This is a genomic window from Pseudonocardia yunnanensis (assembly GCF_039534065.1).
GTDB classification, from domain to species: domain Bacteria; phylum Actinomycetota; class Actinomycetes; order Mycobacteriales; family Pseudonocardiaceae; genus Pseudonocardia; species Pseudonocardia yunnanensis.
In genome coordinates, this window is the sequence record NZ_BAAAUS010000034.1 from 54,634 (window position 1) to 74,246 (window position 19,613).

The window sequence follows — 19,613 nt, forward strand, 5'->3', positions numbered from 1 at the left end:
ACCCGCGGCGAGGGATGTGGCAGGACCGGGCCGACAGCAGGCTCGCAGGCATGGGCCCCATCGAACTGCTCGTGATCGAGTTCCCCGGGAGCAGGTTCACCGGCGGAATCATGCCTGAGCTGCGCAGGCTCGTGGAGTCGCGAACCATCACTGTCATCGACGGCCTTCTGGTGAGCAAGGACGACGAGGGCAAGACTTCCTTCACCGAGTTCGCCGAGCTCGGTGCAGCGAACGACGCTGCACCGCTACTCGAGATCTTGGACCACGCAGAGGGCCTGGTCTCCGACGAGGACATCGCGGAGCTGACCGAGTCCCTGCCTCCTGGGGACTCCGCCGCGATCCTGGCGTTCGAGCACACCTGGGCCCTGCCGCTGCGCCAGGCCGTGGTTGCGTCAGGGGGTGTCCTCGCCGCGAACCTCCGGATCCCGGGAGCCGTCGTCGAGGAGGTTCTCGCGACGGTCCCGGACCAGCCCTGACGCCCGACCGAGCGACTTCACCTCAGGAGAGATCATGCGTGGACGGATCGGCCGCCCCGGGCTGCTGGGGACCATGGCCAGAACAGCCGTCATCGCCGGCACCGCCACGGCGGTTTCGGGACGGGTGCGACGCCGGGCCGACGCCAAGGCACAGGCCGAACAGGACCAGCAGGCGACCCCGGCCGACCAGGCCTCCGCGCAGGCCGAGCTCGCGAGTACGCGCACGGCACCTCCTGCAGCGCCTCCCACGCCCGCTCCGGCCGGAGGTGGGGACGATCTCACGTCGCAGCTGCAGCGCCTGGCCGACATGAAGACGGCCGGGCTGCTCGACGACGCGGAGTTCGCGGCCGCCAAGGCGAAGCTTCTCGGGAGCTGAGCTCGGGCCGCCCAGGCCGCGGTGCTCGCGCAACGCTCGGCCGCAAATGGCTTCGGGAACATCCTTGCTTCCGTATCGCCTGACTACACGCCTGTGTAGGCTGCTATCCGTCGGTGAAGCTAACCGGACGCGTGTATAGGGGGTGAGGGTCGCGTGAACACGGCCCGACCACACCGACCCGCTCCCGCCGGACCTCAACGGAAGAAGTTGGCATGCCCCACGCCGTAAACCCTCGAGTGCCACCCCTCGACCTCGAGCACATGGACGACGAACAGCGCGCCATCTCCCGGATCGGCGCCGACACCGTGATTCAGGTGCTCGCGCGCCATCCCCAGCTGTTGAAGGCCTCCCAACCTCTCGGAGGATTCCTGCTCTTCGACGGGCTGCTGGATCCGCGGACGCGGGAGCTGGCGATCCTGCGGGTCGCGCTGAGGTGCGACGCGCCCTACGAGTGGGCCAACCACGTGCCTGCAGCCCTCGGTGCCGGGGCCACCGAGGCGGAGATCGACGCCCTCTCCGACCCCGACTCGGGTTGGGCGCCCACTGACGACGCTGTGCTCCGGGCCGTCGACGACGTCTGCGCGGACGTCTTCGTCTCCGACGGAACGTGGGCGGACCTCACGGCCACCCGTGAGTACCCCGAGATCATCGAACTCCTGTTCGTCATCGGCTACTACCGGATGATGGCCGGCTTCCTGAATTCCGTCGGCGTTCAGGTGAGGGCGGGCATGCCTGCCCTCGGCCGGCACGCCGGCCTGCGGCCGAACCTGACCACTCCGTCGACCGGCCCGACTCGCGAGAGCAGCGGCCGGACCGGCGCCGACGGCACCTGGAACCTCACCTTCGAGCACCCCGCCGGCAGCCAGTCCGTGGTCCTGCGCCTGCACACGGCGGACGGCACGGTCACCGGATCGATGACCAACGAGCAACAGGGCTCCACCGTCCCGATCGTGGACGGCACCGTGGAGGGCAGCCACCTCGACTTCTCCGCACGGATGACCGAGCCGATTCGGATCGACCTCACCGTGGAGGGGGCGGTCGACGGCGACCGGTTCACCGGCACGGTCGTCGTGGGTGGCGGCGGGACGTTCCCGCTCACGGGTTGGCGCGCCGTCTGACCTCTGACCCCACCATCGCCCACCTCCTGCACATCTGTCCCGTTCGTCCCCGGAATTGCCGGTGCCGGTCGGTGAACGTGAGTAGGAATCAGCGGATCGGGTATCCCGTCGGTTCCAACGACAGGAGTGAAAATGGCGATCACCGGCATCATCTCTGCCATCATTGTCGGGCTCATCATCGGCGCCCTCGGGCGCCTCGTTGTGCCTGGCCGTCAGCCGATTCCGATCTGGCTGACGATCGTCATCGGCATCATCGCCGCCTTCATCGGTGGCTTCATCGCCCAGGCATTCGGCTACAGCAACGCCAACGGCGGCATCCCGTGGATACAGATCATTCTGCAGGTCGTCGTGGCGGCGATCGGCGTGGCGATCGCCGTGGGGGCGTACAGCCGTCGCGGCGTGAGCCATTAGGCCCGTTGTCCCAGCGGTCGCCGGGGTCCTGTGAGGCCCTGGCGACCGCTTGGCGCGCTTCCCGCGCCGCTATCGGGCGGGAGCCCGTCGACGCGGCCACTGGGCCGTCCGGCGTAAAGAAACTCGGCCAACGCGTATTCCGCCTGCAGGTGAGCCCGCGATCGTCGGCGGTACTCTCTTTCTGCGTACGTGACCGCACAAATCGTCTCTGCTGCACGACGTGAAGCGCCTTCTCAGGAAAGGACGAGACGATGACGTCGACCCCGGATGATGCCGCGACGAACGACACCGCTGCCGGCCGGGCCGCGGATACCACCGAAATTCTGCGCGGCCTCGCGACGACCATCGGGCTGCTGCCGCAAGCGCCGTCGCCCGACGGCGAGGAGCCACCCGAAGGAGCGATCTCGCTGCCCGTCATCGAGCATGACGGCAGACGCTACGTCCCCGTCTTCACCTCGGAGGAGGCCCTGCGGTCGGCGGGGGCGGAGGTGGGCACCGCGATTCGTATGCCCATCGCGCAGCTCGCCGCGAACTGGCCGTCGGATGACATCTGGCTGGCGGTCAACCCCACGAGCGAGGACGGCATCGGGCTGCCACCCGATCTGGTGCGGACCCTGCCTGCGTTTGCCGGCAGCCCGGAGGGAAACGGACAGGTCCCACCCGGCTGACCGCCCGAGCGGGGGCGCGTCAGCCGACGTGGACGTGTGGGCGGTGTGACCTGTCGGGTTCTGCCTCCCGCAGCACCTCGCGGGTGATCGGGGCCACCTCGCCCTGGCCGAACATCAGGAATCGGGCGAAGTGCGTGATCGGGTTTCCCTCGGTCCACTCGAAGTAGATGTGCGGCCGACGCCCCGTGCGGTCTCGCAGGTGCAGGAGTAGCGCCGCGAGCGCGTTCGGGACCGCGGCGCTCTCGAGGGCGAGCACGCGGTAGCGGCCGTGCATGAGCTCGCCGCGGACGTTGAGCTCCGTCTCGAACTCCGACGGGTCCCGCAGCGTGATCTCGACGAAGAGCATGTCGGCGTTCGGCGGGATGTCATGGTCCTGCTGGATCTCCTCCAGCTTCTCCTCGTACTCGGTCACGTCCCGGCTGTTCGGTTCGTTGGCGATGAGCCGCAGCGTCTCGCCGGTGCCGTTGTCGAGGAAGCCGGCTGCCACGTCGTCGAGGCTCACCGCCGTGACGCGCAGCTCGAAAGCGCGCAGGAGCCTGGAGAGGATCGAGATGAGCAGGATCGCGGCGATGAAGCAGGCCCCGATCTTGACCCCGTCCGGGCGCTCGATGACGTTGGCCAGCGTCGTGTAGACGAAGATCGCGGAGATGACGCCGAAGGCGATCGTCCAGCCGCGCTGGCGGGCCCGCCGGGCGGCGATGGTGACGGCCACCGCGGCCGAGGTGATCAGGACCAGCACGCCGGTGGCGTAGGCGCCGCCCTGTGCGTTCACGTCCGCATCGAAGAGCCACGTGACGAGGAAGGCCACGGCGGTGAACACCAGCACCATCGGGCGCACCGCACGAGCCCAGTGCGGAGCCATCCCGTAGCGAGGCAGGTAGCGGGGGAAGAGATTGAGCAGGCCGGCCATCGCCGAGGCCCCGGCGAACCACAGGATGGCGATGGTGGACAGGTCGTAGAGGGTGCCGAACCCGTCGCCCAGATACTCGTGGGCGAGATAGGCGAGGGCGCGTCCGTTGGCCTGGCCGCCCGGCTCGAACTCGGCATGCGGGATGAGCAGCGTGGTGACGACGCTGCTGGTGACCAGGAAGACGCTCATGATGATGGCCGCGGTGGTCATCAGCTTCTTGGCGCCCCGGATGCGGCCGAGCGGGCGCTCCTCGGTGTCGGTGGGGTCGCCCTGGATGTGCGGCATGACGGCCACACCCGTCTCGAACCCGGACAGGCCCAGAGCGAGCTTCGGGAACACGAGCAGCGCCAGGCCCACCACGAGCAGCGGGTTGCTGTGCTCGGTCGTCAGCGCCTCGGCCCAGGTCCCGACGACGGCGGGCGCGCTGACCACGTGCCAGATCGCGACCGCCACGACGACCGCGTTGAGCGCGAGATAGGCCCCGACGAGGACGACCGCGAGCCCCATCGCCTCGGTGAAGCCCTTGAGGAACACCGCACCCAGCAGAGCGATGAGCACGAGCGTGATCACGACCTCGTGTCCCTGCAGCGCGCTCGGCACGTGAGGGTTCTCGACGAGGTGCTCGGTGGCATCCGCCGTGGACAGCGTGACCGTGATCAGGAAGTCGGTGGCCGCGAAGCCGAGCAGCACCAGGACGAACAGCTTCCCCTGCCAGAACGTGAGCAACCGCTCGAGCATCGCGATCGACCCTGCCCCGTGCGGGCTCTCCGAAGCGACCCGCCGATAGACCGGCAGCGCTCCGGCGAGGGTCACGAGGACCAGCACCACGGTCGCTACCGGCGACAGCAATCCTGCGGCCAGCGCGGCGATGCCCGGCTGATAGCCCAGTGTCGAGAAGTAGTCCAGCCCGGTGAGGCACATGACCTTCCACCACTGGTGGCGAACGTGTTCGGGGCTCGGCCGGGCGTGCGGTCCCATCTGCTGACCCGGACGCTCGACGAGGCCCTCGAGGAGCCAGGCGCGCAAGCGCTTTCGGGGCTGGGTCGCCGGGGAATCCGGACCGGTGATCGTCGCCACCTGGATCTCCTTCTCGCGTGCTCGGGCACGAGCCAGTGACCCGTACCCGTCTCCATGACCAGCATTCGGACGCCGGCGCCTCCCGCGGCTCGCAACCCGGGCCTGCGGAACGATCGCCGCTGAGATCGGCGAGCCAGGCCGGGAGCGGCGCCGACGGCGTCACATGGCTGGTGCGGAGTCACGCGCTGCCGCGGGGCGGCATCCCGCTCCCGCCGCAGTCATACCGCGGGTGCACGTGGCACGTCGCTGCTGATTCGGGCGCCGCTCGGTCCGATCTGAGTGACCGGACGGGCAGGCGGGGCGCCCGGAATCAGAGTCAGAGGTGCATGCGTGAGGTGAACCGCGGGTGGGTGCCGGACCTGTCATCGATCGTCGTGCAGGATGCCCTGCAGGGTGGATACGACGGAAACGGTCCTTTTCGTGGTCGGCTTCTCGAACAGCTGGTCGGGCGGCGAAAACCCTTCCTTGCGCACGTTCTGACGCGCCGCGTCCCGCAATGAGCCGGGCGGCTGCTGATGGAGAAGATCGCATATCCGCGAAGTCTCCAGCTGCTGTATGCGCCGACATTCAGAGACAGTCGAGATGCTCGTCGCCGGGTACGTCGGGAGGGAGCAGCGAGCCCCTCAGCAGCAGGCGCCCGCGTACTTTGATCCAGTGCATCTCATTGTGGCTCGACTGCACGAACGCATCCGGCGGCAGCATGTCGAGATCCTCGTCGAACGGCCACTGGCGGACCCACCACGTTCTTATGTCGGATATGCACGGTGCGCCTCGTGTGGGCGTCGGGGGGCAGGGTCTTCGCGGCTCCGATGCGCTTCGCCGCGACGCTGATCGTGCTCCTGGCCGGGGGCCGCGCCGCGCACTGCGGGCAAGCTCGACGAGTCTGTGGATGACAGCTGTGCTGCTCATTGCGACCTTCCCGACGGACTCGATGATATGCGGGCACGATGGATCACCGGCCTGCCGTCGGATGTCGTTGTCCGCGAGAGCTGCGGCGGCGATCGGGGCAAGAACTGGATTTCTTTGGTGGCCGATGACCATTCAGCGGCGTTCCGTGTTCGGCCAACAGTGCTTGCCGGACGGTCCTCAACATTACTGGAGCGATGTAGTCATGTCGATCGTGAAAGCCGGCCCCTTTTATTACGGCAGGATGTCGGGAGAATGCGGGTGGAAAAACTGCTGTAAGTAATGGTGACAGTTAGCCGCCAGGGGTGCGGTGGGCTCGAGCGTGGCGACGGCGGGTCGCCGGCGTATGCGCTGCTCGTCGTCATTCCACAACTGAATATTTTGACGAATGGAAAGTCTGCACCGGACTGCGGGTCACCGACGTCAGTGCTCGGCCGTGAACGGCGGCCCGTTGCCGGGTCGGTGGTCGGGTCGTGGACAAACGGGCATGAAGAGGTTTTCGCATCCGATAGCGATGGGAACGGCCGCGGCCGACTTGTGACGTCGATCGCAACGGTGATCCGCCGAGGCCGTTCATCCGAAACTCCATGCGAACCGTTCCGTCGCTGCTGAGGACCCTGCGTGCCCGAGAATCAGGATTTACCCCGTCTGGACGTCGTCGGCCGTCCCGCCGCCGCCCCGCCCGGGGTGGTGGTGGTGCTGCACGGTGGCCGGTCGAGGAGTCGCGAGAGCGGCGAGCGGAAGCGGTTGACGTATGCGCGCATGCTGCCGTTCGCGTGGACGCTCGCGGCGGCGGGTCCCACGGTGTACATGCTCCGTTACCGCTACCGGGGCTGGAACGCACCTTTCAAGGACCCCGTGCTCGACGCCGACTGGGCGTTGGGCGAGATCGCGAAGCGGCACGCCGGCGTCCCGGTGGTGCTGGTCGGGCACTCGATGGGAGGGCGCGCGGCGCTGACGGCTGCGGGCGCGCCGAATGTGGTGGCGGTGTGTGCCCTCGCGCCGTGGCTCGACGACTCCGACCCGGTCGACCAGCTCGCCGGGCGGACGGTGCTGATCGCGCACGGAGACCGGGAGCGATACACCGACCCCGCGGAGTCCTACGCCTATGCGCTGCGTGCCAAGCACGTGACCGGCCGGACGGCACGCTTCGAACTGCCGGGCGCAGGCCACTACATGCTCCACCGCGCCCGCGCGTGGCAGTCGCTGGTGCGCCGGTTCGTGCTCGGGTCACTCGGCATCGAACCGGAGGACCCCGTGATCACGAACGCTCTGCGACAACCCGCCCCCGGCGGGCTTCGCACCGTGGTTCCCGTCTCCCAGCGATGACCTGGAGTCGATCATGATCCTCACTTCCGCCACCCGTGTTCGCTCCACAGGAGACGGACGATGAGCCGTCCCACCGCCGCGGTGATCGGCTCCGGTATCGCCGGATTGACCGCTGCCTACCTGCTGCAACGCCGATACGAGGTCACTCTCTTCGAGGCCGACGGGCGCCTGGGCGGGCACGCGCACACCCACGAGGTGGTCAGCTCCGACGGCGCCACGGCGTTCGTCGACTCCGGATTCATCGTCCACAACGAACGCACCTACCCGAACCTGATCCGGTTGTTCGGCGAGCTCGGGGTGGCGACCCAGGCCTCGGACATGTCGATGAGCGTGCGTTGTCAGGGCTGCGGCCTGGAGTACGCGGGCGCACGCGGGCTGGGCGGGCTCTTCCCGCAGGCCGCCAACCTCGCCCGCCCGGCCTACGGCCGGATGCTCGCCGAGGTTCTGCGGTTCCACCGGCACGCGCGGCGACTGCTGGCGGACGACCGGGCGGGTGACGTGCCGCTCGGTGCGTTCGTCGCGGTCGGCAGTTACTCGCGCTACTTCACCGAGCACTTCCTCCTTCCCGTGGTCAGCGCGGTGTGGTCGGCGGGAGAGCAGGTCTCGCTCGCCTACCCGGCGCGATACCTCTTCACGTTTCTCGACCACCACGGGCTGCTCTCGGTGGGCGGATCGCCGCAGTGGCGCACGGTCGTCGGAGGTTCGCGCAGCTATGTGGAGCGGGTGGCGAAGAACCTCGGCGCGGTCCGGGTCGCGACGCCGATCCGAGCGCTCGTGCGTGCCGGCGACGGAGTCGAGATCCGAGACCATGCCGACGTCGTCCATCGACCGGACCGGGTTGTCGTCGCGACCCACCCCGACCAGGCTCTCGCGCTGCTGGCCGATCCGACCACGGCCGAGCGGGCCGTCCTCGGGGCGTTCACCTACTCGCACAACCAGACGTGGCTGCACTCCGACACCTCGGTGCTGCCCCGGCGGCGCGGTGCGCGGGCCTCGTGGAACTACCTGAAGCCCGAGTGCTCCTCCACGGGCGCGCCGGTGCTGGTCAGCTACGACATGAACCGGCTGCAGCGCCTCACCGAGCCGGATGACTACGTCGTCACCCTCAACGGCGGCGACAGGATCGACCCCGACCGCGTGATCGCACGGATGACCTACGAGCACCCGGTCTACACCCCGGAGTCGCTGGCAGCGCAACGCCGGCTGCCGCAGCTCAACGACGGTCCCGTCGCCTTCGCGGGCGCCTACCACGGCTGGGGTTTCCACGAGGACGGATGCGCTTCGGGCGTGCGCGCGGCCGCGGCGCTGGGCGTGGAGTGGTGAACAGCGCGACCCGTCCGGCCGCGACCGACACGTCGGCAACGGTGGTGGTGCCGGCCCTGTACGAGGCGAGCGTGCGCCACGTCCGCAGGCAGCGGATGGAACGCTCCTTCCGGCACGGCATCTATCTGTGGTTGATCGACCTCGACGCGCTGCCCGACCTGCCGCGGTGGCTGCGGCCGTTCGCCCGCTTCAGTGCCCGAGATCACCTCGGAGACCCACGGCGTTCGATCCGGCAGAACCTGGATGCCTTCCTGGCCCTGCACGATGTCGACCTCCGTGGTGGGCAGGTGCTGATGCTGACGAACGCCAGGGTGCTCGGTTACGTGTTCAACCCGATCTCCGTCTACTGGTGCCACCAGCCCGACGGCGCGCTCGAATGCGTGGTGGCCGAGGTGCACAACACCTACGGGCAGCGGCACTGCTATCTGCTTCGGCCCGACGCCGCGGGCCGGGCGAGAACCGTCAAGGACTTCTACGTCTCGCCGTTCCTGTCCGTCGACGGGCACTACTCGATGTCGCTGCCGGTGCCCGGCGAGCGGTTGGCGGTGTCGGTGTCGCTGCGTCAGCAGGGCAGCACTGCCCTCGCCGCCACTCTGATCGGTGTCCGCCGGCCGGCCACCTCGGCGTCGCTGGTCCGGATGCTGCTGCGCAGGCCTCTCGTCACGCACCGGATCACGGCGCTGATCCGCCGCCACGGGATCGCCCTGTGGCTGCGCAGGCTGCCCGTGGTCCGCCGACCCGAGCACGATCCTCAGGAGGGCGTCCAGTGATCGCTGATCCCATGAGCAGGTCTCGGGCGCACCGCGCACCCGACACCGCCATCCGCCGAACCAGGAATGTGCCGAGGCCGAACGAGGGCGTGTGGCCCGGTCTCGCGACCCCACCACACGCGCCGATGAGGGCGCTCGTGGCGGAGGCGCTCTTCCGGCGTGCGGTGCGGTCTGTTCCGGTCCGTGTGGTCTTCCCCGGCGGGAAACGGATCGGGGCGGGCGGGAGCGACTCCCCGGTGATGCGGATCGTGCGGCCCGAGGCGTTCTTCCACCGGCTCGGCGCCGGATCGAAGATCGGGTTCGGGGAGTCGTACATGGTCGGGGACTGGACCTGCACCCGCCCGGCCGACCTGTTGACGCCCTTTGCCGCGCAGCTGTCCACATTGATCCCCCCGGCTCTGCAACGCGTCGGGCGACGCATCGCCGAGGCCCGACGGCCGCGCGCCGAGATGAACACGGTCGACGGTGCCCGGGAGAACATCCACCGCCACTACGACTTGTCCAACGAGCTGTTCAGCGTGTTCCTCGACGAGACGATGTCCTACTCGGCGGCCTGGTTCGCCGACGGCAGCGACGACCTCGCCGACGCCCAGCGCCGCAAGATCGACGCCATGCTCGACCTGGCCGGGGTGACGTCCGGGATGCACGTCCTGGAGATCGGCACCGGCTGGGGTGGGCTCGCCATCCGCGCGGCGCAGCGCGGGGCCCGGGTCACCACCATGACGATCTCCGCTGAGCAGGCGCGTCTGGCCGAGGAACGGATCGACGCCGCCGGCACGGCGGACCGGGTGCAGGTGCTGCTGCGCGACTACCGCGAGGCGCAGGGCAGCTACGACGCCGTGGTCAGCGTCGAGATGGTGGAGGCAGTGGGCGCACAGTACTGGCCCACCTACTTCGCGGCGCTGGACCGGCTGCTGCGCCCGGGTGGGCGCGTCGGGCTGCAGGCGATCACCATGCCGCACGACCGCATGCTCGTGACGCAGAACGACTACACGTGGATCTCCAAGTACGTCTTCCCGGGCGGGTTGATCCCCTCGGTGGAGGCGATCGAGCAGAACCTGCGCGACCACACCGGTCTGCGGGTCGTCGAGCGCCGCAGCCTCGGCCCGGACTACGCCCGCACGCTGGAGCACTGGCGCACCACGTTCCTGGACCGCTGGGAGTCCGTCGCCGCGCTCGGGTTCGACGAGACCTTCCGCCGGATGTGGGAGTTCTACCTCGCCTACTGCGAGGCCGGGTTCCGCGTCGGCTACCTCGACGTCTTCCAGTTCTCGCTGCAGCGCCGCTGACGTTCGGGATCGCGTCCGCATCCTCCCGACTCCAGGACAGGAGAAACCCCATGCCCCGTGCCGTGGCCCCGCAGCTCGCCGGACTCGTCGAACGCCTGATCGGCGCGCCGTTGCCGATCCGTATCCGTGCCTGGGACGGCACCGAAGCCGGTCCGGCCGACGACCCGGACGCGCCGGTCGCGGTCATCCGGCACCGCCGGGCGTTGCGGCGGCTGTTGTGGAACCCCGGCGAACTGGGCCTGGCCCGGGCGTTCGTGGCGGGTGAGCTCGAAGTGGACGGTGACATCGCCGAGGGGCTCTCCCGGTTCTGGACGCTCGCGGAGGCCCAGGGCCTGGCCGGTGTGCGCCTCACCCGCGCCGACATCGTGGACGCCGTCGGTGTCGCGGCCCGGCTCAGAGCGATCGGCCCCCGTCCGAAGCCTCCGGCGTCGGAGGCGCGGCTGTCCGGCGGCCTGCACACCCGCCGCCGCGACCGTGCGGCGATCGCGCATCACTACGACCTGTCGAACGAGTTCTACGAGTTTCTGCTCGACCCTCAGATGGCGTACTCCTGCGGCTATTGGACCCAGGAGGGCTCGCCCACGTACGGCCTGGTGGACGCGCAGCGCGACAAGCTGGACCTGATCTGCCGCAAGCTCGGCCTGGCGCCGGGGATGCGACTGCTCGACGTCGGGTGTGGTTGGGCCGCCCTGTTGATCCATGCGGCGCAGCACTACGGGGTGCGCGCCGTGGGCGTCACGCTCTCCGCGCAGCAGCAGTCATACGGGCTCGCGCGCGTGCGTGACCTCGGGCTGACCGACCAGGTCGAGATCCGCATGCAGGACTACCGCGCGATCTCCACCGGATCCGGCTCGGACGACTCCTTCGACGCGATCGCCTCCATCGAGATGGGCGAGCATGTCGGGCAGGACAACTACCCGGTCTACGCCGCGACCCTGCACACTCTCCTGCGCCCGAAGGGCCGGGTGCTCGTGCAGCAGATGTCGCGCGGGGCGTCCGGCCGCAACAGCGCGCCCGGCGGCGGTCCGTTCATGGAGCGCTACGTCGCCCCGGACATGCACATGCGCCCGCTCGGCTCCACACTGGACATGCTCGAGGGAGCCGGTCTCGAGGTCGTCGACGTCCACTCGCTGCGCGAGCACTACGTCTGGACCGTGCGGCCCTGGCTCGCGACCCTGCAGGAACGCAAGGCCGAAGCGATCGCCTTGATCGGTGAGGAGCAGTACCGGGTCTGGCTGCTGTACCTCGCAGGAGCAGCTCTGGCATTCGAGGAGAACCGGATGGGTGTGCACCAGTTCCTCATGGTGCGTCCCGACACCAGGGGCAGCACCGGCCTCCCGCGGCGCAGGCAGGCGGTGCTCGGCATGGAGTCCGCTGCCGCGGCCTCCCACTCCGTGGCGGACAACGGCTCGGTGAACGGCCATCCCGTTGTCCCGAGGCCCGCGTGACGGCCTACCCGTGGAGCGCGGCCCTCACCAATTTCGCGGTCACCGCGATCGTCGTCGCGGTGGTGTTCGCCGTAGCGCTCGTCGTCGCCGTGGTCGTGCGGGGCGGGCGGCACGACGGGATCGACGTCGTGTGGGGCGGCGGTTTCGCGATCGTCGCGCTCACCACGCTGCTGCTGTCCGCCGGTGAGGGCGATTCGTGGCGCCGATGGCTCATCACCGTGCTGACCTGCGTGTGGGGGCTGCGGCTGGCCTGGCACATCGGCCGTCGCAACCACGGTAGGCCCGAGGACCCCCGGTACGCCGACATCATCGCCGGAGCCAGGGGCAACCCGACTCTGCACATGGTCCGCAAGGTCTATCTCCCGCAGGCCGTGATCCTGTGGATCGTGTCGTTGCCGGTCCAGCTCGGCCAGTACGGGTTCGCCTCCGGCGTCCTCTCGGTCGTCGTGACGGTGGTGGGAGTCGCTCTCTGGGTCATCGGCTTCACGTTCGAGACGGTGGGGGACGCCCAACTCGCCGCGTTCCGTGCCGATCCCGGGAACCGGGGCCAGGTCATGGACCGAGGACTGTGGCGCTACACCCGTCACCCGAACTACTTCGGCGACGCGGCTGTCTGGTGGGGCCTGACCGTGCTCGCTCTGCACCACTACGCCGGCCTCATCGGGCTCCTGGGTACCGCGCTGATGACGTGGCTGCTGGTGAAGGGGACCGGCAAGAAGCTGCTCGAGTCGACGATCGGCGAGCGCCGCCCCGGCTACGCCGACTACGTGCGCCGCACGAGCGGGTTCCTCCCGATGCCACCGCGTAAGACGAGTGCGTGAACCGATCATTTTCCCGACGGGTGTGACGATACCCCGGAAAACCGCTACCCGTGGCCGAAGGTTCCTCCGTTTCTCCACCCTGGAGTAATAGCTGGTCGTGCGGGAGCAGCGCGGTTGCGGAGAGTTCTGAATCTTCGCCAGGCGAGTGACCCGTCACACTCCGTTCAGGTGGTTCCGAGCAGAAACCGCAACGACCACCCCGTCTCTTTCCGAGTCATGTATTCGAACTGGCGGCGACGTCACCTCAAACGGAGACGTCGCATTTGTGCGTGCACCGCGAGATCGTCGGAGCGCACTTCACGGGCCGCTGCCCGGCCGATCTCGAACGGAAGGAGATGGGGGGTTCGATGAAGAAAGCTGTCGAGGTTCCGGCGGCCGGTACGGCGGCGTCCGCGATCTCGCAGACGTTCCAAGTCGCTTCGAAGAGCAGCATCGAGCAAGCCCTGGTCGAGGCCTTGGCCGAGATCTTGTCCGTTGACAGTGTGTCCGTGGACGATCATTTCTTCGACGACCTGGGCGCCGACTCGATGGTGATGGCACGTTTCTGTGCACGGGCCAGGAAACGCCCCGATCTGCCATCGGTTTCGATGAAGGACATCTACGCGACGCCGACGATCCGCAAGCTCGCGGCCGCGCTCGGCGAGAGCGAGCAGAGCCCGGCCGAGCCGTCGCCGCCGGAGCCGGACGACACCCAGGGTGCGGGCGGGAAGTTCGCCTACATCCTCTGCGGCACACTGCAGTTCCTGCTCTTCGTGGCGTACATCTCCCTCACCTCGTTCATCACTGCCAGGGCGTACGACTGGGTGTCCGCGGACGTCGGCATCCTGCGTGAGTACCTGCGCTCGGTCGTGGTCGGCGGGGCGCTCTTCCTCACCACGGCCATCCTTCCGATCATCATGAAATGGGTGCTCATCGGTCGCTGGAAGCCGCAGGAGATCCCCGTCTGGAGCCTGGCGTACGTCCGCTTCTGGTTCGTCAAGACGCTGGTCCGTGCGAACCCGCTGGTCCTGGTGTGCATCGGTTCGCCGCTGTATGTGTTCTATCTGCGGGCGTTGGGCGCGAAGGTGGGCAAACGTGTGGCGATCTTCTCGCGCAGCGTGCCCGTCTGCACCGACCTGCTCACCATCGGCGAGGGCACCGTCATCCGGAAGGAGGCGATCTTCCCGGGCTACCGGGCCCACGCCGGCCGGATCCAGACAGGCACGGTCACGATCGGGAAGGGCGCCTTCGTCGGCGAGAAGACGGTGCTCGACATCGGAAGCTCGCTGGGTGACGGATCGCAGATCGGCCACGCCTCGTCCCTGCACTCCGGCCAGGTCGTGCCCGACGGCGAGCACTGGCACGGCTCACCTGCGCAGCAAGCAGATGTCGACTATCAGGTTGTCGAGCCGGCCCGATGCGGTCTCTTGCGCAGGATCTCCTACTCGACATGGCAACTGGTGAGCGTCCTGCTCCTGTGGGTGCCACTGGGATTCGCCGGGGTGAACATCATTCTGACCGGCATCCCCAAGATCGGCGAGAACTTCAGCCAGGAGCTGTTGCACCCCACGGGTTGGGCGTTCTGGCGCGAGGTGCTGATCCTTTCCACGGCGCTCTACTTCGGAGCCGCGATCTTCGGGATCGTCTTCGTCTACACGGTGCCGCGCCTTCTCAGATTTGCGATCAAGCCGGGCGCGACCTATCCGCTCTACGGTATCCGTTACTCGATCCACCGGACCATCGCACGAATCACCAACCTCAAGTTCTACATGTATCTCTTCGGCGACAGCTCCTACATCGTCCACTACCTGCAGGGGCTCGGATTCAAGCTGTCCCGGGCGGAGCAGACCGGCTCGAACTTCGGCATGACGGTCGCGCACGAGAGCCCATACCTGACCACCGTGGGGCGCGGGACGATGGTCGCCGACGGATTGTCCGTCATCAACGCCGACTACTCGAACACATCCTTCCGCGCCTCACCGACGTCGATCGGGCCGCACAACTTCCTCGGCAACAACATCGCCTATCCGTCGCAGGGCCGCACGGGTGCGAACTGCCTGCTGGCGACGAAGGTCATGGTCCCGATCGACGGGAAGATCCGGGAGGGGGTCGGGCTCCTGGGGTCGCCGAGCTTCGAGATCCCGCGGTCCGTCGAACGCGACGGCCGGTTCGATCACATGGCCAAAGGAGAGGAGCTACGCCGCAACCTCAGCGCCAAGAACCGGTACAACCTGCGCACGGTCGGGGTGGTTCTGGTAGCGCGCTGGGTCTTCATCTTCGCGCTCACGCTGCTGGCCATGGCCGCAGCGGGGTACTATCAGATGTTCGGCGCCGAAGCGGTGGCGGTGCAGCTCATCATCGTGCTGTTGTTCAGCCTGATCTACTTCGTGCTGCTCGAACGGGGCGTTGCGGGGTTCCGGCGCTTGCGCCCGCAGCTCTGCTCGATCTATGACCCCTACTTCTGGTGGCACGAACGCTATTGGAAGCTCGTGCTGCCACAGATCGACAGGATGCTCGCCGGCACCCCGTTCAAGAACATCATTTCTCGGGTGCTGGGCGTCCGCATCGGCAAGCGGGTCTTCGACGACGGCTGCGCCATGACGGAGAGGACTCTCACCACCATCGGTGACGGCTGCACGCTCAACGCGGGCAGCGTGCTCCAGTGCCATTCGCAGGAGGACGGCACGTTCAAATCCGACCGCATCACGATCGGCGCCGGGTGCACGCTCGGGGTCGGGGCCTTCGTCCATTACGGAGTGACGATGGGCGATGGCTCCGTGCTCGGTCCGGACGCGTTCCTGATGAAGGGTGAGGACGTCCCGGAGGGCGCGCGGTGGGCCGGGAACCCCGCACGCGAGATGCGGATGTCGTCCTCGGTATCGCTCCCGGCGCTCCCGTGATCCTGCGGCCTCGTCAGGGCCGCGAGCGAGGTGGGGTCATCGCCCGGCCAGAGTGCGGAGCCAGTGGGTGAGCTCCACCGTCCGGTACCAGCGACCCCAGGCGACGAGGGCCGCCACCACGCCGAGCAGCACGGGCATGAGCGCCCCTGCCACGCTCACCGTGAGAACGGTCGCCACCGTGGCTCCGATCATCAGGGCCACCAGGCCGAGAGCGGCGAGCCCCGACAGGCGCGGCACCAGCAGTCCGATCGCCCCGGCGATCTCCAGGCAGCCGATGATCATCGTGCCTGCCACGCTGAAGCCCATCGCCGCGAAGCCGTCGACCGCGACCGGATCCAGCGTCACCTTCGGGTAGCTGACGGCGAGGAAGACCAGCGCGAGCAGGACCTGGGCCACCCACAGGGCCCAGTGCACTCGCCGCCCCGGCGCCTGCCCGCGCCCCGTGCCGGTGGTCGTGGCCGGGGGGTTGTGCTGCGTGTTCATGAGGTCTCCTGTGTCCGCCCCTGTCGAGCTCCGTCAGAGCTTGGGACCAACCGGACATGTCGAACTCATCGCTCGGATCCGAAGAGACCCGGCAGACTGTGGTGTCGCGCGCCGTCGGTCGACCATGAGGCCGAGCCCGACCGGCCCACTCCTCGCGGTCGAGGCTCATGCAGCCGGCCTTCGGCTACTCCGGCGAGGTCGACGACCGGAGCGCCTGACTTTCGAAACGCTTTTTCGGTGGACCGGAATAATTGATTCCGTCCCGACAATTCGACCAGATGTGACGATCCGCGAATTTGGAGTGGGTGTCGAGAACATCGACCCGCGAGAATCTGCACAATGATGGCTGCGCCGAAAAGTAATGCGTAGCATTGGATCAGGTCATGGATGTGCGAGCGGGGGGCGATGTGAACGTGGGTGTCGGGTGCCCTGCGCGGCTTGTCGGCCGCCATGACGACCTCTGCCTGATCAGCACGTTCGTCGACGACGCTGCCGTCAACGGCAGGGCTCTCTTGCTGGTCGGGGAGCCGGGTGTCGGGAAGACGGTGGTGCTCGAGGAGGCGGTCACCATGGCCGCTGCCCGGGGTATCCGTGTGCTGCGGGCCGGGGGAGTGGAGTTCGAGGCTTCGGTCGCCTATTCGGGTCTGAACCAGTTGCTGTTCCCCCTGCGTGAGTTGTTCGGTGAGCTCAGCGCTGCGCATCGCGAGGCTCTCGAGGTGGCTTTGGGGTTCGGTGGGGGTCAGCCGCCGAATCGGCTACTGGTGTCCAACGCGGCGTTGCTGCTGGTTCGCCATGCCGCAGTACAGCGTCCGTTGTTGCTGGTGGTGGACGATCTGCCGTGGCTGGATCGGACGAGCGCCACCGTGCTCGGCTTCGTGGCCCGCCGGTTGGCGGGGAGCAGGGTGGGGTTCCTGGGTGCGGCGCGGTCGCACACGGGTAGCTCGTTCGAGGGTGGTGACCTGCCGGATCACGAGCTGCGGCCGTTGGACGGCGGCGCGGCGAGCGAGTTGGTGGCGCGGCAGTTTCCCGCACTGGCACCGAGCGTGCGGCAGCGATTGCTGCGCGAGGCGCGCGGCAATCCGCTGGCCTTGTTGGAGCTGCCGCAGGCGTTGTCCGGCCCCCAGCAGCAGGCGGTGGAATCGCTGCCGGCAGTGTTGCCGCTGACGCAGCGGCTGCAGGCCTTGTTCGCGTCCCGGATCGCGGCGCTGCCGGAAGCCTGCCGGGGGATCATGCTGCTGGGCGCCCTGGATCGCAGTGGCGGCCACGATGCACTGCGCGCTGCCGCGGCGTGCTACGGCCTGGAGAGCCTTGCCCCTGCCGAGCACGACCAGTTGGTCCACGTCGACGAGATCGCCGGGCGCTTCGAGTTCCGACATCCTCTGATCCGCTCCGCTGTGGTCGAGGTGTCCACTGCCGTCGAGCGGCGCGGCGCCCATCGGCGTCTGGCGGACGTACTGAGCGAGCACGCGGAGCGTCGGGCGTGGCACCTGGGCGAAGGTGTGGTCGGTCCGGATGAGCACGTCGCGCAGCGTCTGGAGGAGGCGGCGCATCTGGCGCAGTCGCGCGGCGACGCCGTCGGCGCGATCGCCTCGCTCACCCGTGCGGCGGACCTCAGCCCGAAATCGGTCGACCGGGCGTCGCGACTGGCCGAGGCCGCCTATCTGGGTGCCGATTCGGTGGGGGAACTGGTGGGTGCGTCGCACCTTCTCGACGAGGCCCGCCGCACCAGCCCGGCCGGGGGCGCGTCGTTGCATGCGGTTACCGCGGCCGCGATCCTGCTGATCGACGGCGACGGTGACGTGATGACCGCGCACAAGTTGCTGGCCGAGGCGATCGAGACCAGCGAGAACACTGCCGACGAACCCGACAAGGCGCTGGTCGAGGCGCTGTACACGTTGCTGCTGCTGTGCTGGTTCGCCGGTCGTCGCGAGCTGTGGGAACCGGCCTTCGCCGCCGTCGACCGGTTGACGCCGAACGCGCCGGAGTTGCTGTGGATCCTCTGCCGGACGTACTCCGACCCTGCCCGCACAGCGCATGCCGCTGTGCCTGTCCTGGATGCGCTGCTGGACGGGGCATGCGACGAGACCGACCCGACGCGGATCGTGCGGTTGGGCGCCGCGTCGGTGTATCTCGACCGGCTGACTGCGACCCGGGACGTGCACTGGTGGATCGTGCGCGAGGGTCGCGAGGGACGCATCGCGGTGCGCCGTTACGTCGCCGCGCTCATGCACCTGTGTCACGACACGTTCCACACCGGCCAGTGGGACACCATGGCCGAGCTCACCAACGAGGGCGCGCGTCTGTGCGAGGAGCGCGGCTACCGGTTCTTCATCTGGTACTTCCGCCACATGCGCGGGCTGCACGCCGCGGTCCGTGGTGACCACGAGGCGAGCCAGGCGATCACCGACGAGCTCATCCGCTGGGCCGGGGCCCGTGGTGCCCGCGGGGTGGAGTGGTTCGTCGTCCACCCCCGCACGCTCAACTACATCGGACAGGGCGACTACGAGGCCGCCTACCGAGAAGCCACTGTCCACAACGAGCCGGGCACCATCGCCTCGCACATCCCGCACGCGATGTGGACCAGCTTCGATCTGGTCGAAGCGGCACTCAAGACCGACCGGTTGGCCCAGGCCCGCGCCCATGTCGGCGCGATGCGTGAGGCCGACTTACCCGCTCTGTCGACCCGGTTGGCGCTGCTCACCGCCGGCGCCGGCGCCATGGTTGCCGACGACGACCGGTTCGTCGATGCGTTCGACGCCGCGCTCGCCCTCCCCGGCAACGCCCGCTGGCCCTTCGACCTCGCCCGTGTGCGCCTCGCCTACGGCGAACGGCTCCGCCGCGCACGCGCCACAGCCAAGGGGCGCGTCCAGCTGTCTGCTGCCGCGGACATCTTCGGGCGGCTCGGCGCACAGCCCTGGCTGGAGCGGGCGGGCAACGAGCTGCGGGCCACCGGGATCAGCAAGGCCCGGCGGAGCACGACGACGTCGCCCGTCCTCACCCCTCAGCAGCGCGAGGTCGCCGAGCTGGCGGGTTCGGGCCTGACCAACAAGCAGATCGGCGAGCGGCTCTTCCTGTCCCACCGCACCGTCGGCGCCCACCTCTACCAGATCTATCCGAAGCTCGGGATCACCTCGCGAGCGGCCCTGCGCGACGCTCTGGCGGCACTGCCCGAGGACCCGCCGGACGACGACTCGGCACGTCCGTCCGAGGACATGCCCGCTGGTCTCTCCGGTCAGCCCGGAGACTGTGCGTAGGACGAGGACGATACTCGGGCGTTTCGAGGTGGCTTCCCTCGAACGGCGGTTCCGACGGGGGCCGATCCCGAAGTT

General features: G+C 68.6%; 16 protein-coding genes. 13 read left to right on the forward strand and 3 right to left on the reverse strand.

What is annotated here, in order from left to right; all coding sequences use genetic code 11:
• The first annotated feature begins 50 nt into the window (after positions 1–50).
• From ABD743_RS28965 to ABD743_RS28985, 5 genes are all read left to right on the forward strand, one after another.
• A complete protein-coding gene (locus ABD743_RS28965; protein WP_344725526.1) occupies positions 51–476 on the forward strand; it encodes a DUF6325 family protein in 426 nt (141 codons plus the stop codon).
• Positions 477–510: 34 nt separating this feature from the next.
• Positions 511–852: an SHOCT domain-containing protein gene (locus ABD743_RS28970; protein WP_344725527.1), complete on the forward strand. Its 342-nt coding sequence runs from the start codon at positions 511–513 to the stop codon at positions 850–852.
• A 212-nt stretch (positions 853–1,064) separates the two neighbouring features.
• Complete coding sequence (locus ABD743_RS28975; protein WP_344725528.1) at positions 1,065–1,970, forward strand: carboxymuconolactone decarboxylase family protein; 906 nt, start codon at positions 1,065–1,067, stop codon at positions 1,968–1,970.
• 132 nt (positions 1,971–2,102) lie between these two features.
• On the forward strand, positions 2,103–2,381 hold the full coding sequence (locus ABD743_RS28980; protein ID WP_344725529.1) for a GlsB/YeaQ/YmgE family stress response membrane protein: 279 nt from the start codon (positions 2,103–2,105) through the stop codon (positions 2,379–2,381).
• A gap of 251 nt (positions 2,382–2,632) precedes the next feature.
• The gene (locus tag ABD743_RS28985; protein WP_344725530.1) at positions 2,633–3,049 is read left to right on the forward strand and encodes an SseB family protein; all 417 of its coding nucleotides are present in this window, start codon (positions 2,633–2,635) and stop codon (positions 3,047–3,049) included.
• Between the two features lie 19 nt (positions 3,050–3,068).
• On the opposite strand, the gene ABD743_RS28990 is transcribed toward ABD743_RS28985, so the two are convergent.
• Entirely contained in the window at positions 3,069–5,036 is a 1,968-nt protein-coding gene (locus ABD743_RS28990) for an APC family permease (RefSeq protein WP_344725531.1), read from the reverse strand.
• Positions 5,037–5,603: 567 nt separating this feature from the next.
• Positions 5,604–5,738, reverse strand: coding sequence for a hypothetical protein (locus ABD743_RS28995; protein ID WP_344725532.1), 135 nt, complete (start codon positions 5,736–5,738; stop codon positions 5,604–5,606).
• Between the two features lie 825 nt (positions 5,739–6,563).
• Between ABD743_RS28995 and ABD743_RS29000 the strand changes: the two genes are divergently transcribed.
• The 7 genes from ABD743_RS29000 (at position 6,564) to ABD743_RS29030 (ending at position 15,801) form a co-directional block, all read left to right on the forward strand.
• Positions 6,564–7,271: an alpha/beta hydrolase gene (locus tag ABD743_RS29000; RefSeq protein ID WP_344725533.1), complete on the forward strand. Its 708-nt coding sequence runs from the start codon at positions 6,564–6,566 to the stop codon at positions 7,269–7,271.
• 60 nt (positions 7,272–7,331) lie between these two features.
• A complete protein-coding gene (locus ABD743_RS29005; protein ID WP_344725534.1) occupies positions 7,332–8,594 on the forward strand; it encodes an NAD(P)/FAD-dependent oxidoreductase in 1,263 nt (420 codons plus the stop codon).
• A gap of 41 nt (positions 8,595–8,635) precedes the next feature.
• Positions 8,636–9,364 carry a DUF1365 domain-containing protein gene (locus tag ABD743_RS29010; protein ID WP_344725801.1) on the forward strand — a complete coding sequence of 243 codons (729 nt, stop codon included), beginning with the start codon at positions 8,636–8,638 and terminating at the stop codon, positions 9,362–9,364.
• A 125-nt stretch (positions 9,365–9,489) separates the two neighbouring features.
• Positions 9,490–10,653, forward strand: a complete 1,164-nt coding sequence (locus tag ABD743_RS29015) for a class I SAM-dependent methyltransferase (protein WP_344725535.1) — start codon at positions 9,490–9,492, stop codon at positions 10,651–10,653.
• Positions 10,654–10,703: 50 nt separating this feature from the next.
• On the forward strand, positions 10,704–12,101 hold the full coding sequence (locus ABD743_RS29020; RefSeq protein WP_344725536.1) for a class I SAM-dependent methyltransferase: 1,398 nt from the start codon (positions 10,704–10,706) through the stop codon (positions 12,099–12,101).
• Positions 12,098–12,922, forward strand: a complete 825-nt coding sequence (locus ABD743_RS29025) for a DUF1295 domain-containing protein (RefSeq protein WP_344725537.1) — start codon at positions 12,098–12,100, stop codon at positions 12,920–12,922. Before ABD743_RS29020 ends, ABD743_RS29025 begins: the two co-directional genes overlap by 4 nt.
• Positions 12,923–13,269: 347 nt before the next feature.
• Complete coding sequence (locus tag ABD743_RS29030) at positions 13,270–15,801, forward strand: Pls/PosA family non-ribosomal peptide synthetase (protein WP_344725538.1); 2,532 nt, start codon at positions 13,270–13,272, stop codon at positions 15,799–15,801.
• 36 nt (positions 15,802–15,837) lie between these two features.
• On the opposite strand, the gene ABD743_RS29035 is transcribed toward ABD743_RS29030, so the two are convergent.
• Positions 15,838–16,284, reverse strand: coding sequence for a DoxX family protein (locus tag ABD743_RS29035; protein ID WP_344725539.1), 447 nt, complete (start codon positions 16,282–16,284; stop codon positions 15,838–15,840).
• A gap of 383 nt (positions 16,285–16,667) precedes the next feature.
• Here ABD743_RS29035 and ABD743_RS29040 point away from each other — a divergent pair, with 383 nt between their 5' ends.
• Complete coding sequence (locus ABD743_RS29040) at positions 16,668–19,538, forward strand: ATP-binding protein (protein WP_344725540.1); 2,871 nt, start codon at positions 16,668–16,670, stop codon at positions 19,536–19,538.
• The last annotated feature ends 75 nt before the right edge of the window (positions 19,539–19,613 follow it).